This is a genomic window from Fibrobacter sp. UWB11 (assembly GCF_900143015.1).
Classification (GTDB): domain Bacteria; phylum Fibrobacterota; class Fibrobacteria; order Fibrobacterales; family Fibrobacteraceae; genus Fibrobacter.
The window spans coordinates 898,568-917,179 of record NZ_FSRT01000001.1; the positions used below are offsets into that span (position 1 = coordinate 898,568).

15 protein-coding genes and 1 tRNA gene are annotated in these 18,612 nt (G+C 41.6%); 6 read left to right on the forward strand and 10 right to left on the reverse strand.

Annotated elements, in window-relative coordinates:
• The first annotated feature begins 1 nt into the window (after position 1).
• From BUQ91_RS03845 to BUQ91_RS03860, 4 genes are all read left to right on the forward strand, one after another.
• Positions 2-4,606: a hypothetical protein gene (locus BUQ91_RS03845; protein WP_074208220.1), complete on the forward strand. Its 4,605-nt coding sequence runs from the start codon at positions 2-4 to the stop codon at positions 4,604-4,606.
• Positions 4,607-4,621: 15 nt separating this feature from the next.
• A complete protein-coding gene (locus tag BUQ91_RS03850) occupies positions 4,622-6,541 on the forward strand; it encodes a hypothetical protein (RefSeq protein WP_254842232.1) in 1,920 nt (639 codons plus the stop codon).
• Between the two features lie 16 nt (positions 6,542-6,557).
• A complete protein-coding gene (locus tag BUQ91_RS03855; RefSeq protein WP_074208221.1) occupies positions 6,558-8,441 on the forward strand; it encodes a DUF2934 domain-containing protein in 1,884 nt (627 codons plus the stop codon).
• A 113-nt stretch (positions 8,442-8,554) separates the two neighbouring features.
• Positions 8,555-8,627: transfer RNA gene (locus tag BUQ91_RS03860), tRNA-Arg, on the forward strand.
• Positions 8,628-8,697: 70 nt separating this feature from the next.
• On the opposite strand, the gene BUQ91_RS03865 is transcribed toward BUQ91_RS03860, so the two are convergent.
• Positions 8,698-9,240 carry a hypothetical protein gene (locus tag BUQ91_RS03865; RefSeq protein WP_074208222.1) on the reverse strand — a complete coding sequence of 181 codons (543 nt, stop codon included), beginning with the start codon at positions 9,238-9,240 and terminating at the stop codon, positions 8,698-8,700.
• A 154-nt stretch (positions 9,241-9,394) separates the two neighbouring features.
• Between BUQ91_RS03865 and BUQ91_RS03870 the strand changes: the two genes are divergently transcribed.
• The gene (locus BUQ91_RS03870; RefSeq protein WP_074208223.1) at positions 9,395-10,024 is read left to right on the forward strand and encodes a PH domain-containing protein; all 630 of its coding nucleotides are present in this window, start codon (positions 9,395-9,397) and stop codon (positions 10,022-10,024) included.
• A 30-nt stretch (positions 10,025-10,054) separates the two neighbouring features.
• The gene (locus BUQ91_RS03875; RefSeq protein WP_074208224.1) at positions 10,055-10,756 is read left to right on the forward strand and encodes a hypothetical protein; all 702 of its coding nucleotides are present in this window, start codon (positions 10,055-10,057) and stop codon (positions 10,754-10,756) included.
• Here BUQ91_RS03875 and BUQ91_RS03880 read toward each other — a convergent pair.
• The 9 genes from BUQ91_RS03880 to BUQ91_RS03920 all read right to left on the reverse strand — a co-directional run bounded on the left by BUQ91_RS03880 (position 10,753) and on the right by BUQ91_RS03920 (position 18,521).
• Positions 10,753-11,190 carry a GNAT family N-acetyltransferase gene (locus tag BUQ91_RS03880; RefSeq protein WP_074208225.1) on the reverse strand — a complete coding sequence of 146 codons (438 nt, stop codon included), beginning with the start codon at positions 11,188-11,190 and terminating at the stop codon, positions 10,753-10,755. The two genes, BUQ91_RS03875 and BUQ91_RS03880, sit on opposite strands and share 4 nt — an antisense overlap.
• A 32-nt stretch (positions 11,191-11,222) precedes the next feature.
• Entirely contained in the window at positions 11,223-11,975 is a 753-nt protein-coding gene (locus BUQ91_RS15850; protein WP_254842233.1) for a hypothetical protein, read from the reverse strand.
• Between the two features lie 250 nt (positions 11,976-12,225).
• Positions 12,226-12,666: a L,D-transpeptidase family protein gene (locus tag BUQ91_RS03890; RefSeq protein ID WP_256382298.1), complete on the reverse strand. Its 441-nt coding sequence runs from the start codon at positions 12,664-12,666 to the stop codon at positions 12,226-12,228.
• 145 nt (positions 12,667-12,811) lie between these two features.
• Entirely contained in the window at positions 12,812-13,648 is an 837-nt protein-coding gene (locus tag BUQ91_RS03895) for a hypothetical protein (protein ID WP_074208227.1), read from the reverse strand.
• 132 nt (positions 13,649-13,780) lie between these two features.
• Complete coding sequence (locus tag BUQ91_RS03900) at positions 13,781-14,383, reverse strand: 3-isopropylmalate dehydratase small subunit (RefSeq protein WP_072828150.1); 603 nt, start codon at positions 14,381-14,383, stop codon at positions 13,781-13,783.
• 18 nt (positions 14,384-14,401) lie between these two features.
• On the reverse strand, positions 14,402-15,811 hold the full coding sequence (gene leuC / locus BUQ91_RS03905) for a 3-isopropylmalate dehydratase large subunit (RefSeq protein ID WP_072828149.1): 1,410 nt from the start codon (positions 15,809-15,811) through the stop codon (positions 14,402-14,404).
• A 144-nt stretch (positions 15,812-15,955) separates the two neighbouring features.
• A complete protein-coding gene (locus tag BUQ91_RS03910; RefSeq protein WP_072828148.1) occupies positions 15,956-16,408 on the reverse strand; it encodes a hypothetical protein in 453 nt (150 codons plus the stop codon).
• 178 nt (positions 16,409-16,586) lie between these two features.
• Positions 16,587-18,110 carry a M23 family metallopeptidase gene (locus tag BUQ91_RS03915; protein WP_074208228.1) on the reverse strand — a complete coding sequence of 508 codons (1,524 nt, stop codon included), beginning with the start codon at positions 18,108-18,110 and terminating at the stop codon, positions 16,587-16,589.
• Between the two features lie 3 nt (positions 18,111-18,113).
• Positions 18,114-18,521 (reverse strand): hypothetical protein, encoded by a 408-nt coding sequence (locus tag BUQ91_RS03920; RefSeq protein ID WP_072828146.1) that lies wholly within the window; start codon positions 18,519-18,521, stop codon positions 18,114-18,116.
• Positions 18,522-18,612: the final 91 nt, after the last annotated feature.

An 18,612-nucleotide genomic window follows, 5' to 3' on the forward strand; every position in this document is an offset into this window, starting at 1 on the left:
TATGAGTGAACTTGAAAATATAAAAAAAATTTCTCAATCTGATAATATCTGCTTTTTCCCGTTAAGGCTGGAAACGCATTTTAAATATAAGGGAAGTAAAAAATATCTTAGTGTACGTGTTATTCCCGATGAAATTCTTTTGGATTACCATAAGAATGGTCTAAATTCTGAAGAAATTGAAGACGGAAAAAAATTTTGGATGCAATGGTATATTGCTAGCGGTTCAGAACGTAGGGAATATGATGCTTGGTTGAATCTATGCGCTAAGTATCCAACGTCTCGTGCAGCATGGATTTGCAGAAATACGAAATTAGTCGAATTTGATGCTTATAAAACTCTGGGAAGTAAGTTCGAAAACCGTCCTTATCCGAAAATCTCTGAAATAGAAGCCAAGTGTGATAACATTTACAAAATATTAGGTTTCTTTTCTATTGATGAAGATGGTATTTCTGCTAGTACAGATGCTTTTGAAAAAAGTGTAGAGAAACTGTTTTACAGTATTAGAGATGACTTAAACACTATCGATGCCAATCTTATGATAGGATCGGAGATTGTCGATTATCTTTACGATACTATTTTTGGAATGGTTGATTATTTAGGGCACCGAATAGAAGTCTTTAATGGTATATATGAGAAATTTTCAAATTTAAGTAACCATGCCGCATTTGATCAGGTTTTCAAAAAAGATATTCAAGCTTTAAATGATTTGACTTTCAGATGGAGTAATTTTGTTGATAAATTCAAGGATTCTCGTATTTCTTTATCAGTTCTTGTAGATAAGTTAAAAGAAAGTATGGATAAAGCGGGTGCATTCCCTAAGTGTAATGTCCTTCCGAAGAAATACTTTGAAATTCCAGAACCGACAATGTTGCCGGAGAGGTTTGTCTTTGTTGGTGAAGCTATAAATGCTAATAAAAAAATCGAAAATAAAATCGTAAAAGAATTTGAGAAAATTGTTGATCGTACTATAAAATTAACCATTGATCCCAATAGCGGTTCTAAATATGTTGGTGACTCTAGTACAGGTAAGTTAACCATTGATCCGTCTGTTGAATGGTTGTTTGATTACGATGCCGCTTGCAAAGCCGGCATGGCGATGGATGTAGAAATTCCCAATACGGTAACAGGTTTCAACTACATTTATGTTTTTGGTGTTAAAAATAATGAAACGAATTACGATTATTTGTCGGATTTGTTTAATGGCCATAATTATTTAGGTTCTTCGCTTCATTTGTTGAATTCGAGAACTTCGACAAATATTGTTAGCGGAGATGTTCCTGTTGGTGATGAAGATGCCGAAAAACGTAGTCGATATAAAATCGAAGTAGATGATGGTGTAAGAATTAATTTGCTTATTAATTTGCCGAAATCAAATAACGATGCTAAAAATATCGCTGAACTTCTTAATTCGAATTATTCTGCGTGCTGGAGTCATATTGTTAACTTTGATTCTTCTACAGAAGCCAAAACAAAAAGCATTTATACAAAATTATTTGATGAACTTCGAAAAGAAATCAAAACAGAAGATGATGCTTTTATAAGAAATTTCTTTATAAATTATGTTCGAGCATCGGGAAGGTATTCTGCAATTAAAGTTGGTAATTTGCCATATGGAATTCTTCCTGTTTCTGATTTTGTAAAACTTCGTGATGCCTTGAAAAAAACAAAAGGAGCGAATGATAAACTTTGTTTGCTTTTGGATGATTTGCTATGGCTAAAAGAAAAATGGGATAAATTGAGTGAAACCATTCCAAGCCCATCAACTTTAAAAGGTGTTGGCTCTGAAAAAAAATATTTGGAAATGGCAGGTCAAACACCGTATTCAATTTCTTTTATTAAACGAACAGAAATTGATTCGGCTTTAATTGAAAAAAATGTACCGGAGGTTGGGGTTTCCTCCAGCATTCTTAATAAAGTGTTTAAAAATAACGCTCGTGCGGGACAACTTATTGAAAATACGGATGTTCTTTTTGATATAAAGACTTCTAAGTTTGTGGCTGCTTTAGTAAAGAGTGGCATTTGTGATGAAGCTGATGCAGTCAATTATGTAACGGAATTTATTGATCTATTTACATACAGGCTTGATGCTTGGTTCAGCGGAGTTTTGAACTATGTTCTAGATTCCCAAAATGCCATAAAGACACCTGCTAAAACACAAATTGGAGCTTATGGTTGGCTCTTTGATTTGAGTGAAAAACCGAGTAGTTCTTCTAATGAAGGTGATGACCATTTTGTCGTTGCTCCTTCTATTCAGCATGCTCTTTCTGCAGCTGTTTTGCGTAGTGCTTATATTAAGTCCAAGTCTTCTGAAACAGATTCCCATGTTTGTGTAAATTTGTCATCAATGAGAGCTAGACAGGCACTGAGACTTGTTGATGGTATCCGCTCTGGAATGTCTATGAGTGTTGTACTTGGATGTGATCTTGAACGGTATTTGCACGATGCTGCCTTGCATGGAGATAAAGAAAATCCTGCTGAAATGGATCGATTCATCTATCCGTTGCGTAAATTATTCCCACAATTAATTGATTTTGACGCAGAGGATTCTAGGGCAGAAAGCTATGTTATGCAAGTAATTAATGGCGAGGCTTTGCTAGAAACCATCATCAATCATGAAGAATGGACATGGAGTTGCCCTGTTCATGAATGGTTGGAAGAGCATTTCTTTGATGCTAAAATGGCTTGGTTGCGTGATGACGAATTGAAAATGGATGATAATCAAAAAAACGTCTTTTTCAATATTGTAGAACGCTTAATGGATTCTTATGATGCGTTGAATGACTTGTTGCTTTCTGAAGGTGTTCATCGTCTTATTATGGGAGATCAGGCTTCGTTCACTGCTATAGGACAATTCTTGGCAGAAGGTGAAGGCGGACTTCCGGATCCTGAAATTTTAAAAACCCCTAGTGAACATGTGGTAATTTCACATAAGGCAGGAATGATTCTTCCACAACCCAAAGAACCATCTGAAAAAGAAGTTGAAAAAACGAAAGCCTTTAAGCTTGCTGATTCTGGCGTAGATGCTTGGGTAGAATCACTTATTGGAGGAATGGATAAAATCTGTTTCTTTGTGAAATTTGCTGATAGTTCTTCTAGGGAATGCTCTCTTGATGACGTAGGTGTTTCAGCTTCGGAGTATTTGTATTTATCTGCATATCCTGCAACATTTGTGAATTATCTTGAGACACGTTGGTGTTTAAAACATAAAAGTGAGTATTCAGGGAAAATCTCCATTTTGGAAAGTGCGGAACTTGCAGGAATATCGTGCCCAGAAGGTTGTTTGAGCCTTGAAGAAGATTCTCTTAGAATTCAGACGATTAGAAATCTGTTGAAGAATGGGCATGGTATGCAATCTTCAGATTGGAATACATGTGTCCAAGAAGATAAGGCTGATGAAGATGCTGTTGATAAGGAAAACTTGGCTAAACGTTGTGCTAATTTAATTGCTAAGGCTAAAAAAATTGCATCGTCAATGGATGATTGGATTAATCATAATTCTATAGTTGAATGTAATACAAATGATAGTGATGAAGAAAAGTTATCATTTAAGGGTCAATTTGATAATGACCAGGTAGATGAAGCCTACGGCTGTTTGTGTGATTGTATTGAATTTGGTTTGATTAATTGCTTTACTGCTTTCAATCCAAATGCATACATGGATCAACTTGATAAGGTTTTACAGTTTAAGGAATGTGAACAGTCGTTGATTATTCAAGAAAATCTTTATGATATGGTCGTGTCAGCAAAGGAAGATCTTGAAAATAGAATTAATGAATGTGAAATTATTGGATTAACTAAAGATGAAATTAAAACATCAAGTTCTGAAAGAATTATTGAAACCATTCAAAATTTAACTTTGAAGAATATCAAGATTTTCCCAAAGATTAAATTGATGTATGATAATTTGGAAATAGGAACTTTTGAAAAGAATAATAAAGAGAACACATTCTCCTTCAAAAAAAGCAATGTAGAATTTGATAGCTTTATTAAAGCCGGTCTAGCAAATTATAAGAAAAATATAGATGATGATTCTTTTGATCAATGGCAAGATGAAGTTGCTGAAGTCAGAGAAGGAATGAAGAATGTTCATAATCTTTCGATATTGCAAACCGCTTTAGATGGAAAGACTTTAGGGGCTTCTATTTTGCAGACAACAACTATAATTGTTCAAAATAGTCAAAAGGAACAGACTGCTGAGTTGAAAGGCTTGAATGGGTATTGGCTTGGAATGCCTGTCGATGATGAGGGCTTGCTTAGAGACGCCGATTCTTTGGTCTTGTATAATGCAGAAGACTATCAAACGAAAAATTCTATTGCAGGCTTTATTTTTGATGGCTGGCTGGAATATATTCCTTATAAGAAGCATAATGCTGGCTTGGTCTTCCAGTGTGATAAACCTGATGCAGAAGCACCTCAGTCTTTGCTTGTTGCTGTAAATCCCAATGTTGATGCAAAGAATTCTAAATGGAGCCTTGATAGTATAATGAGTATTTTCAAAACTACTCGTGAAATGATGAAGGATCGTGCCGTAGATCCTGATCGTATTTATGATGATGATGTATTGTCTCGGATGTTCCCCCTATTTAACGATTGTAGTTTGAACTAAAGAGCGAGGTGAAAAATGTCTAATAATATCGCTGTTGATTTTTGTACTCAGACTGATTCTATTTCTGATAAGGTATATACCTTTTTAGGAAAGGTTTCTGGTGATAAGTCTGAAATTCATACTAGGATTTTGCCAAGAACAAAAAGTGACCCAAGGAAACAAGACTACAAAGAACGCAATGCTGATTATGATAAAGCCTTGTCAATGCAGACGTTTGATCCTTTATGGATGTTAGCTCGCCAATGGCAGTATGGTCGTTTTCAAGGTGAAGATTGTGGAACTCCTGTTACGGCGACTGTTTATACTGTGAGAAAGTCTATTGATGGCAATGTTTCTGATACTCCGTTAGAATATGAAGTTGAAAAGATTAATTATGAAATGACTCCATATGTTCGTGTAGAATCGGCTATGTTCTTGAAAAAAATGCTGGTTCGAGCAAAACTTCAAAATCTTGTTTCTACACTTGAAAAAAAGTATCCTTTATCAAAATATATTGATAAATTAAAAAATGCAGAAAGTTTTGATTCTGAATCAAAGGCTTTAGAAAAACTTAAAGTCAAAAAAAATAAAGCACTAAATAAATTTTCTGTATTTTATGCTAAACGCTCGTTTGATGGTTATGAAGTCTATTTGAATATTCTTTCAAATAGTCTTGGCCTATCTTTGCCAGATTCTATTCGGAAAAAGTATGTCGAGTGGTTCGAAAAGAAGTTTTTGCCGAACCATTCTGGTAAAGGTGCCTGGAATTCACAGAAGCTTGCGTATGAAGCTTCTATGAAGCAAGGCAATACGACTTATACAACCGATCAATATGCTTCTGGAACGCTGTCATGGTATTCATTTGACGCCAAAACAGAATCTGTAAACTCTGAGGCTGAAAAGAAATCTCACCCTGTTTTGACTTATTTCCCGACTCCAGCAACGTTTGCAGGTGCTCCAGCTCGAAGACTTTGGGAGTTTGAAAATCGAAAAGTTGTTATGGGAAATGGCAATATGGCTCCAGAATATATTGCTACGTCACTTATTATGCAGTATATTAGTACGTATAATAATGACTGGATGATTACTCCACTTGAAACTGAAACAGGAACTGTTTTAGATGTTGAGTATATCCAAGTTAAAGACTCATTTAATCAAGTTCGAACAATTAGGAAAAATGCAGAACTAATTGATAGAAAGAAAGCCTCTGTAGGTCCGACCGATCGATGGTGTCTTTTTGGCTCAAGTCGTTCTGATGCCTATTATAATAGGGATTTCTCGTGCAATGAAGGGTTACTTTTCCCTCCAACAGTCCTTCGTTGTGAAGAAGGTCAACCAATTGAAGAAGTTCAGTTTTTGCGAGATGAAATGGCGAATATGCTATGGGGCGTAGAAACAAAGATTAACGATGGTTGTGGCGGATTTATGGATGGTAAGACGTTGTCTGATGCCGTTTTTCAGGAAGTTGACAAGCAGCGAAAAGAAGACAAGAATGCTTCAGAAAATAAAGCAAAGTATTCTCTTTTAATTCAGAATAGGGTCCCGTTGAACTGGATTCCTTTCATTCCGCAACAGCTAGACAATGGCCGTGATATCATTTTCCGTCGTGGTCGAATGCCTATTTATTATAAGTGTGTAGACGATAAGGATGATGATGGTTATAAGTCTGTTCGTCCATCTACAAATCTTTTAGCTATAGAAAGAGATGGTAAAAGGGTTAAACCGTTCTATATCAATGAAGAAGAAGTTGGCGGCTATGGTATTAAAGTTACCAAGACTCCTCAGCGAACAAGGTGGTTTATGGGTAAATCCTATAACTGGATTGGCAATCGAAAAATTGTTAGCGAATATCAGGCTAATAGCGGCTTGATGTTTGATGAATTACTGAGAAATGAAGGCCGAGTTGTTGAAACGAAACGAAAAACATTACCTAATGAAAAAGATGAGGCAAAATAAAGAAAGGAAATGATTTATGCGTAGATATGAAAATATTGGATTTTGTCCCAAAAATGTAAGCAATGACTTCAGCAATGGTATTCGTGGAATTTGCCATGATGAAAATTATTGGTATATAGCTCAAGGCCCATCTATAAAAGCTGTTCCGGTAAATAGTTTGGACAAGAATTTAAATTATGTCGAAAAATTTGATAAATTTGTAGTTTGTCCTATTTTCCGCGATAATAATCAAAAACTTATTTCTTTTTATAAATATGGTAGGGCGAATTCATCAACTCCGTTAGGAATAAAGGTTGAAGGAGTTTGTTTTGGTGATATTGATTGCTACAAAGGTTATATATTCGCCCCTATTACCTCAGTAAATAATTATAATACACAAATCCTGATTATTTCGACAAAGACTTTTGATTGTGTATCATGCGAGATTTTGTACAAAAAAGATTCTACTCCGTTCCAAAAATTGAATTGGTGTGCTGTAAACCCTTTGGATGAGTGTCTATACGTAAGTGATGCTTATGTATCCACTTCTTTTGATGGACCGAGTTCGCCTGTTTTGGCTTTTAAAATAAATTTCAATAATATAGAGAGACGGTCTGGTACAGTTTTTTCTTGTGTTAATAGAAATGGGATAAAACTTGAACGGAAAGTTAAACTCAATTCAGAAGAAAGAGTGCCTTACATTTTAGATGCTGAAGTACGAGGCGGGTGTTTTGATCCGTTTGATACCTTGTATTTGAGTACGAATTCTAATCAGGATGATTATATTCGAAATAAGGCTTATTATTTATGGCTTGAAAAAGGTCGTCCGATTCAATCTATAGCTGCAAGTAAAAAAGATTGGCTTGATGCAAATTCTCAAATTGAAGATGCTACGGAAGCAGGCCGGCCTGAACGTGAAGGGATAACAGCTTTTGAGTTAGATAGGGTTGACATTTCTACGAATGAACAGCATATTCGTGAAACAGCCTATTATATATGGGTTGCGAAGGGACGTCCTTATCAATCTGAAGAGGAAAGAAAAAAAGATTGGACGAAAGCTATAAGACAGGTAAAAGATACAGTTCGATCGGGGATTTCTAAATCAGATGGTGCTGCCTTTTCTGCCGTTGCTTTTGTGAAAGCGGGCATGACTAAGTATACGGATGATAGTATAATAGACTTTTCTTTTGATGATAGTAATTTGGAAGAACCTGCTGGAATCACTTATTGGGATTTGAGGCGTTATTCGAAAGAAAATGAGTTTGGTAATACTTGGAATGATGGATGCCTGCATGCATTGAAACTGAAAAATAAAAACACTACATCAACTTCATTCTCTTTGCAAAATTATGTTTTGAGGAATCTAGAAACAACATCTGTAGTTTTAAATTATAAACCAAATCTTTTGACCATTGAAAGAAATATAGCTTCAAATCGTTATTTTATCATGTGCCAATCTGAGCCTATCAAAGAATTTGCAACTTACGATGAAGCAAGTACGGCTTTGCAAATTTTGAAAAAATATAAAAGCATTATTTTGATGGGACGTTGTGCTTCAAATGAAGAAGAATATGATTTGTGCTATGATGTTCTTTATGAACGTGTTGCAGGACAATCGGAAATAAAGAATGTGAAATTCGAAAGTGTCCATTTTGATAGTTTCCATGTTGATAATTTGCATAACGTAGTTGAAAATAAATGGAAAAGTGATTATGAAGTTGTCTTGGAATTGAATGATTATGCAAAATTTAAGGAGTCGTACCAAAGGATTGCTCTGCCGGTACATAACACTTCGGTCGGTTCTTTGATTGAAGATATTATTGCAAATCATTCGAATTATACGATTGAAAATGGTGGTCGACTTAATTATATCAAGTCCTCATCAAAACGGCAAAGAGATACTCTTTACTGGTTTGATTAAGCATTCGAAAGTCGCCTGCGAAAAATTCGTAGGCGTTTCTTTTTATAAAGGCTAATTTTCTCCTCCCGCTTGATGAATCGTGAAATTTTTTCTATATTCGCATGCGCTAATTAGCCTGGTTAGTTCAGATGGATAGAACGAGTCCCTCCTAAGGATTAAACTCGCGTTCGACTCGCGAACCGGGTATAGCAGAAGAGCCCCCTTTCTAGGGAGCTCTTTTCTTTTTTTCTTTCTCTAGATCCGGCGTATTACCGCGTTATTCCTTTGGTGCCATCGGTTTCCGCATTCCTGTCGCGCCTTTCGGCATCACAAACTTGATGATAATCGGCACAAAAATAAATATCAGCACCTGCGCAACGATAAAGCAAACGACTTGTGAATGGATGAACATCGGCAAGAACGGCGGTTTGTGTCCTGCGGGCATGAGCGCAAAGTAAACGAACGTGACCATTGCGGTCGTGATGAGCGGCGTGTAGATTAAGTTCGAGGCGATTGATTCTATGATGTGCGCCTTTGGCGTGCGTGGTTGCAATTTAAATTTGCGGGCGAGGGCTGCATTCACCTTGGGCATCGGCACTAAAAGCCCGATCGCAAAACTTATCACGAAACTCAATGCAAAACAAGCGAGAAATCCGAAGACCGATGCCATTAGCGGCATCTCGGGTGGGCGTTCTGCCATTAGGTTCCCGGTGAGTGAAAGTCCAAGGCTCATCAAAAGCGCCATGATGAACGCTATCTTGATGCCAGTCTTTCTCATTTGCTTTTCGAAATCCGCCGGACGGATGTTTTGCTGTTCCATATACGTCTCCATACACTAAAAGTTGATTTTTAAAAAAGGATATTCAATAATATATCATATTTTGGGGCAAAACTGTAAACAAAAACAAACGTAATTTGTCGAAATTCCAATAAAAATTGTAATTTATTATGGTCCGTCATCCAGGAGTATTTTTATGGACAACGAACTTAAACAGTTAATTGGCGAAGACGAGCAAATCATATACGCTGGTAAGCCCAACAAAAAGTGCTTCATCTTCGAAAGCATTTTTAATCCGTTGCTTCCGTTTGCATTGATTTGGGGCATTATTGATTTTGGTTTTATTGGTGCTTCGCTTTCTTCCAAAGATGAACATATCGGATTTTTCTTGGTCCCGTTCATGTTGCTCCACTTGATGCCGGTCTGGATTTACCTCGGCGGGGCGCTCTTGTCGTTTAGGCGTTACCAGAATACGAACTATATCGTTACGGACAAGGCTATATATGCGTCTGGAGGTGTTTTCAGCAAACACTACAATTCAAAACCGTTTGCGGAACTTTCGCACGTGGATTTGCACCGCGGCATTTTTGACCAGTGGTTTGGCGTGGGGGATGTTATCACGACTTCGGCTCAGGCGAATCCTGTAACGCGGAACGGAAGGACGACTTCTACGAACGCGGGTATTTCTATCGATAGTATTTCCAATTACATCGAAGTCTACAACATCGTGAAAAAGCTCCAGCAAGATGTGTATGCCGATGTGATGTACCCGAATGATTTGCGCCCCAAGGCAAATCACGGATACAATACAAAGTATCGAGGATAGTAAAAATCTGAATAATTAAGGAATGGGTAGATGAATTTACGATATTTAATTTGTTGTTTGTTTCTTTTGACGGTCTCATTTTCTTTTGCTAATGATGACGAAAATCGTGAGATAAGAACGTATGAATTTCAATCTTCTCAAGAGGCTTTCTTGGATTTTGATCATCCTGTGAAAACGGCTTCTTTTATGTTTGACGCTGAACAAGCGGAAAATGCGCCTATAGCGACTATCTTGAATTTTTACTGGTGTTGGTCACAACGCGATGATTCTCCTCGTTGCAAAATTGAATTTTTAGATGAAGCGGGGAAGCCTATTCTTACGGGGAATGTGGTTCGCAAAAATGAAACGAATTGTTTTGGAAATCAGACGGAAAATTGTGAAGAATCTAGAGTCAGAATTACTCCGATGGACAAATGGATTCCCCTTAAAAAAGAGGAACTTAAAAATTCCCTTGGTGATAAAATCGAACAAGTTAAATCAGTCCACATGTATCAAGATACCGAAACGAGCCTAGGCTGGGGAATTTTTGCGGGACTTTATGGTGCGATATTTGTGGCTCTTACATCGATGGTTGTAGAAATCCCCGTGTCGTATGCATTGGATGAAGACTATAACTGGAAACATGTGGGCTTGGCGTCACTGGTAGGATTTGTTGGCTTTTCTACTTGGGGTGTGATTCGTATAGCGAAAAATCCTGATGCCACGCGAGTCGATGTGACAATTAAGTTCTAGAGAACTTTTTTCATGCGCATGCATTCAAAAACGCCGCTGAGAATGGGCTTCTCGTCAATGAGTTTGTACCCAAGTTTCTCGTAAAAGCCTGTGGCTTCAGTGCGGCTGTCGATGATAATCTGTTTGTAACCACATTCAGTAATCCATTTTTCGGCTTCGCGGACCGCCATAGCACCGAGCTTTTGACCGCGGTATTCCGGCATGACGACTACGCGCCCAATCGTTGCCGTATCTGCGTCAATTTCGTAGAATCTGCATGTCGCTACAGGGTATTCGTCGTCCAGCAATACGATAAACTTTGTACCGTCGCAATCGTGCTCGTCGAATTCGTCTCGGAGCGAAATGTGATATGCTCTATTCATCGCCTGGATGCGCACGCTGTACGCACCTGCGCGTTGCCTTTCTTCTGTTGCTCGGAGAACTTTAATATCCATTTGGTTGCCTTTGTGATTGCCGCAAAAATAGCTTAATCAAGCTTGTCGAAGAATATTGCTCCGTCTTGATTAACGGTCGTGATGGTGTGTGTGCCTTTGTTGCCCATGTCGTTGTAATGGACAAGGTATTTGCCATCGCCAAGAGGTTCGATTTTCTCGACTTCCTGGATGTCTGAGCCATCCTGAGCGTTGCTGCGGAACTTCCAAACGGCGTAGCCGCCACCATCGCTGAACTCGTTGTCGTACGCTTTTGAAAGCTCTTGGGCGAGACTCTTTGTGCAATACTTCGCAATGACGGAATCGTTCGCGAACTCGTTCCCGAAAATATGTTTGCTGTAGAACGTTTGGATTTTTTCTATGGCCTTGGAGTCTGCGCTGTTGCTTGTGCTCTTTTTTGATTCTTCTGGCAAAAAGCCGTGATCCTTGAATATTTTGAAAATCTTGATGTAGCGCTCGTCTTTATGTTTGCCGGGTACGATGGAAAAACGATTTAGGCGCTTGTCGTCAGAAACTTCAACAGAAATGCTGACAATGGAGAAAACCATAGAAGAATATATTCCCAGTCGAACGCCTAAGTGTTCACCTAAAGGTCGAGATTCGACAGATTTTAAGTTGAAAACATCCAAAGCGATAAATTCATCGTAGATGGTTTTTGCTTCGTGAGGGGCTATCGGCTTGACTGATTCTTGTATATCGTCGCCAAGGCTGTTTTTGTTGGAAACTGTTTTATAGCATTTTGAAAAATCTGGTGTTTCGCAAGTAAAGTCGAGAGCATATCCTCCCATATCGTCTGCATTAAGCGAATACCTTATGGAGAAAAATTTCCCTGCGGACATGGGCCAAAGTTTAAGTTCTCCTAAATTTATACCCAAGCTATGTTCGTCATCGTCATTAAATTCATGAAACGAGTCGAATATAATTCCAGTGTCATCTAGTTTGTGTAAAATTTTTTCGTGAAAGACTATTAAAGCTAAGAGGCCTAGTGCAAGGGTGCTAGAGACAGTAATCCAAATAAACTTTTTCTTTGACATAATTCTAAGGCTTGATGGTTATCGGTGTTCCGTCTTTGACGGCGTCATAGATTTCTTCGATTTCGTCGTTTGTGACCGCGATGCAGCCGGCTGTCCAATCTTTCCATTTATGCCAGAATTTAAAGAGAAATGCGGGAATCTTGTTCGGATAGCCGTGGATCATGATGTCTCCGCCTGGCTCGTAGTTACCTTCTTTCGCGGCCTTGATTTGCTCTGCGTTCGGGTACGAAACCTTCAGCGATAAATGAAAAATGCTTTTGGGGTTGTGCTTCTCGATTGTGTAATTGCCTTCGGGCGTTTTGTTGTCTCCGGATTTGACCTTCGCTCCCACGGGATTCTTGCCAAGCGAAATCCTGTACGTCTTGACGATGTTCTCGCCGCTTCGCAAGTGCATTTGGCGTTTCGCCTTTTCTACGAGAATGTTGTCGATAGGTGAGGAGAGCATGGGTTTGGGGGATTCCTTATCCGATGAACAAGATAACAAAAGAAATGTTAGTAAAAGTAGGAGAGGTGTTCGTGATATTTTCATCAGAAGCTTTTGAAATGTTTATTGGGGGCGATGAAAGAGAAATAGTTAATTGGTTGGTAGATTAGTTCATTGCGGATAATGGGTCTCTAAATTTCATTTTGAATTTTATGGAGCGCATATCCTTATTGCAATAATCGCAAATATAATCCCAATCATCTGTAATACGATTATCAATTCTGTTTGCTTTGGGCGTGGGTTTGATTGAAGAATGCGAGACAAACTGGTTGTTGACTTTTATTTCTATTTCGTAATCTATGTCTAAATGGATTTTTTGTTGAACACTGAATTGTGCATAATAAAGCAAATATTTCTTTTTTATTTTTTCCGTAAATTCATGATAAACAGAATCGGATAATGATTGCCCTGTGGAGTCTTTTAGTTGCATATCTGTTATTTCTATGGAACGGCAGTGAATACCGCAGTCCTCTTTGGGCCAGTGCGTTAGCCGACATCCTCCTGGAACTCTTGGAATTTTACGAGACTTAAAAAAGTCTTCTATTTTAGATGTGTCTGCAAAATAGTAGTTATATCCGTTTTTGTTATACCCTTGTCTAGAATATGTGGCGTAAATACGGGTTGTGTCAATTGGAGTTCCGTTACGATAAAGTTCTACATAATATGAAACCCATTGCTTGTCCCAACATATACCACGACATTCTTGTTTTTCTTTGAAGGCCATCGCTTCGGTAAATTCGTCAAAGTCTTTTTTTAAGTGGGATGCGAAAGATGGTTCTGATTCGCAAGAAAAAACAGCCATTGAATCGGCGGCTGCAATATAGTCAGCAAGGAGTAAGTCCTTAGACGGAGTAAAACTTTTGCTAGCTTCTTTCTGTTGGTTCGGATTGTCGCAAGCCACCAAGATGATGAAAAATATTGCAATTAAAAGTTTCTTAATCATTCAATTTCATCTCGTTTTAATGAATAAGTGTTCTGCGTGCACATAATATAATACAAAAAAAACGCCAGGTTTTTAACCTGGACGTTTTTGAAAGGGGGGTGCCCGCTCAGAGGCGGGCATGACATCTTGCAATTACTTGAGGAACTGCATGTACGGCAACTTTTTGGCGAGTTCCTGCACCTTGTCGGCGTTGGCCATGAGGGCGGAACGTGCGTGCCAGGAGCCGTCGAGGAACTGGCCGCGGGGACCGTCGGCGAGCGTGAGCTCAATGGTTTCGTCACCCATCTTGAGCGTACGGCTTTCGGTGCTCGTCACGAGTTCTTCGCTCGGGTGTGCTTCAATCCAGGCGAGAATCTTGTCTGCAACTTCGTGGCTCACCTTGTAGCAAGGCACGCCAATGGCCACACAGTTACCGAAGAAGATTTCGGAGTAGCTTTCGGCGATGATGGCGCGGATGCCCCAGCGCTTGAGAGCCTGCGGAGCGTGTTCACGGCTGGAACCGCAACCGAAGTTCTGGTTCGAAACGAGGATGGAACCGTTCTTGTAGGCTGGATCGCGGAACGGGTGGACCTTGCCCTGAGCGGCGAGGCCAGCGATATCGTCGGCAAAGGCGTTTGCGCCGAGGCCTTCGAAAGTCACGCACTTGAGGAAGCGTGCCGGGATGATACGGTCAGTGTCGATGTCGTTACCGCGTACAGGAACGCCGGAACCTTTAACAATGTCGATAGAATTCATTTTTTAAATCTCCTTGCGTTACTTGATGTACTTGCGGACGTCGGTGATCTTGCCTTCGATGGCGGCAGCAGCCACCATGGCGGGGCTCATGAGGATGGTGCGGCCCGTCGGGCTGCCCTGGCGGCCCTTGAAGTTACGGTTGCTGGAGCTTGCGCTGACCTGGCGACCCTTGAGCTTATCCGGGTTCATGGCGAGGCAGAGCGAGCAGCCTGCTTCGCGCCATTCGGCACCGGCTTCCTTAAAGATCTTGTCGAGACCGAGCTGTTCGGCTTCCACCTTGATCTTCATGGAGCCCGGAACAACCCACATCTTGACAGTCGGGGCGACCTTGTGGCCCTTGATGATTTCGGCGGCGGCCTGCAAGTCGGAGAGGCGGCCGTTGGTGCAGCTACCCACGAACGCGATATCGATGGGGCGGCCAATCATCTTGGAACCTTCTTCCCAGCCCATGTATTCATAAGCTTCGGAAATGACCTTCTTTTCGCTGCCTTCGAATTCGTCGATCTTCGGCATGTTGCCGTTGAGCGGGATGGCCTGAGCCGGAGTGATACCCCAGGTGACCATCGGTTCGAGGTTGTCGCAGTTGATTTCGACTTCGTCGTCAAACTGGGCGTCGGCGTCGGTAGCCACAGACTTCCAGTAAGCAACGGCTTCGTCCCACTTGTCGGCCTTCGGGGCGTACGGACGGCCCTTGAGGTATTCAAAAGTCTTTTCGTCGGGGTTGCAGTAACCGACGCGGGCGCCGCCTTCGATAGCCATGTTGCAGACCGTCATACGGCCTTCCATGCCCATTTCTTCGATGACCGGACCTGCAAATTCGTAAGCGTAGCCAACGCCACCATTCACGCCGAGCTTAGCGATGTAAGCAAGGGCAACGTCCTTGGCGGTTACACCCGGCTTGAGCTTGCCGGTGAACTTGATGCGGCGAGTTTTGAGCGGGCTCATGGCGAGCGTCTGGGTGGCGAGAACGTCTGCCACCTGGCTTGTACCGATACCGAATGCGATAGCACCGAATGCACCATGCGTTGCCGTGTGAGAGTCACCGCAAGCAACGGTCATACCCGGCTGCGTCACGCCTTCTTCCGGGCCAACGATGTGAATCACGCCCTGTTCAGCGGTAGCGGGGCCAAAGAACTTGATGCCGTTATTCTTGGTGTTGTTTTCAATATGGGAGAACATCTCTTCGGAAATGCCGTCCTGGAGCGGGCGGTTGCGTTCCGGGAATGTGGTCGGAATAATGTGGTCGACCGTTGCAAACGTGCGTTCCGGGAACAGCACCTTTTGACCTTCTTCGCGGAGCTGGGCGAAGGCCTGCGGACTCGTCACTTCGTGGCAGAGGTGAAGCCCGATAAAGAGCTGGCACTGGCCGCTCGGGAGCTTAGCTACCGTGTGGCTTTCGAAAATTTTCTGATAGAGTGATTTTCCCATAGATTTGTCTCTTTTAGGTTTGTTTTATTGCGGGCGTAAATATAGAATTTTAGACGAAAGACGAAAGACGAAAGAATAAAGAATAAACAAAAAACACGACCTTGAGAGCCGTGTTCAATGTAGTCTTAACAAGAAAAACTTGAATTAGAACTGTTCAATCTGAGTATTGAACTTATACTTGTCCTTGTAGTAGGCAAGCATTTCTTCGTTGTTGTTGAATGCCTTGCGCAGCGGATCACGAAGGGCTGGTTCTCTTTTGACCTTCTTCTGAATTTCCGGAACAACGTCCTTGAAGAAGAGTTCGTTGCTAGCTGCAGCGACGTGGTTCTGGTTGTATTCCATGTGGTAACGGCGTTCAACCATTTGGAACAAGTCGGACTGGCAGGAATTTTCAGGCGGCATGTGGCTTGCAACAGGCATATAGCATTGCTTGATGTAGTCTTGCTTCATGCTGACGATGAGGCTGTCAATGGCGGGAATGTTGTGAACCGAGTCGTGGTGGTAGGCGAGTTCGGCTTTGGGGGTAACGACGCTGGAGCAACCGGTGAAGAGTGCTACTGCGATGGCGAGGGATACCCCAATGATGGAATTTTTCATGTCCTAATCCTTTTGTTTGACATTGCTTTTTTTACTACATCAATCCCGTGTTCCAAAGTTACTTAATTGTGGATAGATTTGCGATAGTAAGGGTGTAAATTTGCGGTTACAAAAGGCCTTTTTTAGTGCTTTTTGTAGTAAAATGTGATATACAACACCGCTTTTTGGTAGAAAAGTCCTATTTCGAGGTCGGCTTGAATTTGTAAAACCATTTAATGGGGTCGATTACGTCGTAGCGGACGTTCCCAATTCGCTTTTTGCCCTTCTTGCTGACGAGTCCTGTAACTATATGGGCGTGGGGTCCTGTCGTATGTCCTGTGGTGCCGACGGTGGCGATGGGGTCGCCTGGCATGACCTCTTGTCCGTTCAAATAAAGTAGCTTGTCGCAGTGCATGAATAAAATAACATCCTCTTTGCGAACAAGTGCTATGATGACACCGCCACGTTCATCGCGGCTGGTCCAAGCCTTTGCGCCAAATGGTGCTAGAATGCGGGCTCCCTGGCGGCTTGCAACATCAATACCGTTGTGTTTACGTTGTGTGGAAGTTGCCGTTTCATGATAAAATTCTGTAAGGTACGCAATGCTGTCCGAAATGACGGATGTCCAGTATTTCCATGCGGCGCCGATTGTGTCTGCTGCGGCGGGGCGCTTTATTTCGTCTGGGCGTGAAAAACGGATTGTTGTACCCTTGGGAGGAATGTTCAAATTGCCCTTTTCCCACGACGTTACGCCGAAACCATTTTCTTCTAGCGTTTTGGCCACGTAGTTCTTGATCATCTTTTCATTGGTGATGATGGCGTCAAAACGACCGATGGCGTAGCGTGCAATACGTTGCATGTTTTCATTGCCGTCGAACGTGTACTCGAACGAAGGCGCTACGGAAAGTTGGTTTCTTTCCTGGATGCGGTCGCGGAGATTGGAATCGCTCCTGTCTATGTCTGTGACAAAGAGGAATGGCGCGATAATGACCGCAAGGAGTAAAAGCGGGAACAGGTTGCGGATAATTCTCGGGAATCCGTCGAGCGGGTTCTTTGTGAGAATTGAAACTTTATGGAGCTTTTTGATGACTTTTGCGAGCTTTTCCGGCTGTTTTTCGAAATCTATGGCTAGCGCTTCTTTTGTGGCGCTGGCGTTTCGGCGGATGGCCTTGCGAGCCTTGGGGTAAGCGCGCCTTTTGGGACGTTCCTTCGAAAGCCACAAAATTTCAGTTTTTTGAGCTTCTTTGACGTCTTCGATGAACGCTGCTGCCGAATTTACAGATCTTCCGGTCACGTGTACCATCAAAAGACGGGCTATCGAAACCAGTTTGCCTACGTCTTCTACCTGTTCGGTCGAAATGATGCCGATGACTTGCGGGGCAATCTTTTCGAGGCTTCGAATGTTGTGGTAGAGGGTGCGGAATTCTGTATCCGACGTAGGAATTGCCTTTTTCCCTGCCAAAAAGATGTTTTCGGCAGATGTCGCAATTTGGTCGATGTCATCGACCATGAGGTTTCTTTGAGATAGGTCTACGGCTTGGAAGGGGGTGTTCCCTGCAAAGCGGTGTTTCCCAGAAAAGTCAATTACAACAAAACGCGCACCGGCGTTAAGTGCCAGTGCGAATTTTTGCAAGGCTTCTAAGGGCAATTCGTCTTCGTCAGAAATGGCGAAAAGTGTAAGCCCGCCTTGGTTGTAAAGGCTTTCTAGGACCTTTCTCTGCATGCCTTACTTAGCGGCACCGCGCGGGTAAGAGTAGCCAGAAGGAGGTGCTGCGACGAACTTGTCGACCTGGAGGTAAAGTTCTTCTGCAGATGCTGCCGGGTTGAAGAAAATTTCCTGGTTTCTGTTCTGGCTGCGGCCCTTGATCGGCTCGTTGCGGCGGCCACGGCTAACAATGCCGAGCGGGAGCACTTCAAGGAGCGGGAGGAGGCCGAAGTAGCGGAAAAGGCTGAAGTTCTTCTGCCAAGTGGTGCGTTCTGCCAAAATTGCAAACGTCCCTTCAATGATGGACTTGCTCTGGAGAAGGTCTTCAGAGGTCATCGTCACGAGTTCGTGATTGGTGGGGAAGTTATTCTGGAAGTTTACCATGTCGCCTTTGAGATAGTTGGCGTCGCAAAGGAATACGAATTTCATTGTTTTTCCTGGTTAGATTTAATGGGTTATTTTACAAAATTAGCTTTTTTTGGCCGATTTTGTCATATTTTGAGGGGCTTTGACGGGGGTG

What these genes read in the sequence shown, in the direction of transcription:
- BUQ91_RS03845 (WP_074208220.1), top strand. Translation starts at nt 2, where the DNA reads ATGAGTGAACTTGAAAATATAAAAAAAATTTCTCAATCTGATAATATC.
- BUQ91_RS03850 (WP_254842232.1), top strand. Translation starts at nt 4,622, where the DNA reads ATGTCTAATAATATCGCTGTTGATTTTTGTACTCAGACTGATTCTATT.
- BUQ91_RS03855 (WP_074208221.1), top strand. Translation starts at nt 6,558, where the DNA reads ATGCGTAGATATGAAAATATTGGATTTTGTCCCAAAAATGTAAGCAAT.
- BUQ91_RS03865 (WP_074208222.1), bottom strand. Translation starts at nt 9,240, where the DNA reads ATGGAACAGCAAAACATCCGTCCGGCGGATTTCGAAAAGCAAATGAGA.
- BUQ91_RS03870 (WP_074208223.1), top strand. Translation starts at nt 9,395, where the DNA reads ATGGACAACGAACTTAAACAGTTAATTGGCGAAGACGAGCAAATCATA.
- BUQ91_RS03875 (WP_074208224.1), top strand. Translation starts at nt 10,055, where the DNA reads ATGAATTTACGATATTTAATTTGTTGTTTGTTTCTTTTGACGGTCTCA.
- BUQ91_RS03880 (WP_074208225.1), bottom strand. Translation starts at nt 11,190, where the DNA reads ATGGATATTAAAGTTCTCCGAGCAACAGAAGAAAGGCAACGCGCAGGT.
- BUQ91_RS15850 (WP_254842233.1), bottom strand. Translation starts at nt 11,975, where the DNA reads ATGGGAGGATATGCTCTCGACTTTACTTGCGAAACACCAGATTTTTCA.
- BUQ91_RS03890 (WP_256382298.1), bottom strand. Translation starts at nt 12,666, where the DNA reads ATGCTCTCCTCACCTATCGACAACATTCTCGTAGAAAAGGCGAAACGC.
- BUQ91_RS03895 (WP_074208227.1), bottom strand. Translation starts at nt 13,648, where the DNA reads ATGATTAAGAAACTTTTAATTGCAATATTTTTCATCATCTTGGTGGCT.
- BUQ91_RS03900 (WP_072828150.1), bottom strand. Translation starts at nt 14,383, where the DNA reads ATGAATTCTATCGACATTGTTAAAGGTTCCGGCGTTCCTGTACGCGGT.
- leuC (WP_072828149.1), bottom strand. Translation starts at nt 15,811, where the DNA reads ATGGGAAAATCACTCTATCAGAAAATTTTCGAAAGCCACACGGTAGCT.
- BUQ91_RS03910 (WP_072828148.1), bottom strand. Translation starts at nt 16,408, where the DNA reads ATGAAAAATTCCATCATTGGGGTATCCCTCGCCATCGCAGTAGCACTC.
- BUQ91_RS03915 (WP_074208228.1), bottom strand. Translation starts at nt 18,110, where the DNA reads ATGCAGAGAAAGGTCCTAGAAAGCCTTTACAACCAAGGCGGGCTTACA.
- BUQ91_RS03920 (WP_072828146.1), bottom strand. Translation starts at nt 18,521, where the DNA reads ATGAAATTCGTATTCCTTTGCGACGCCAACTATCTCAAAGGCGACATG.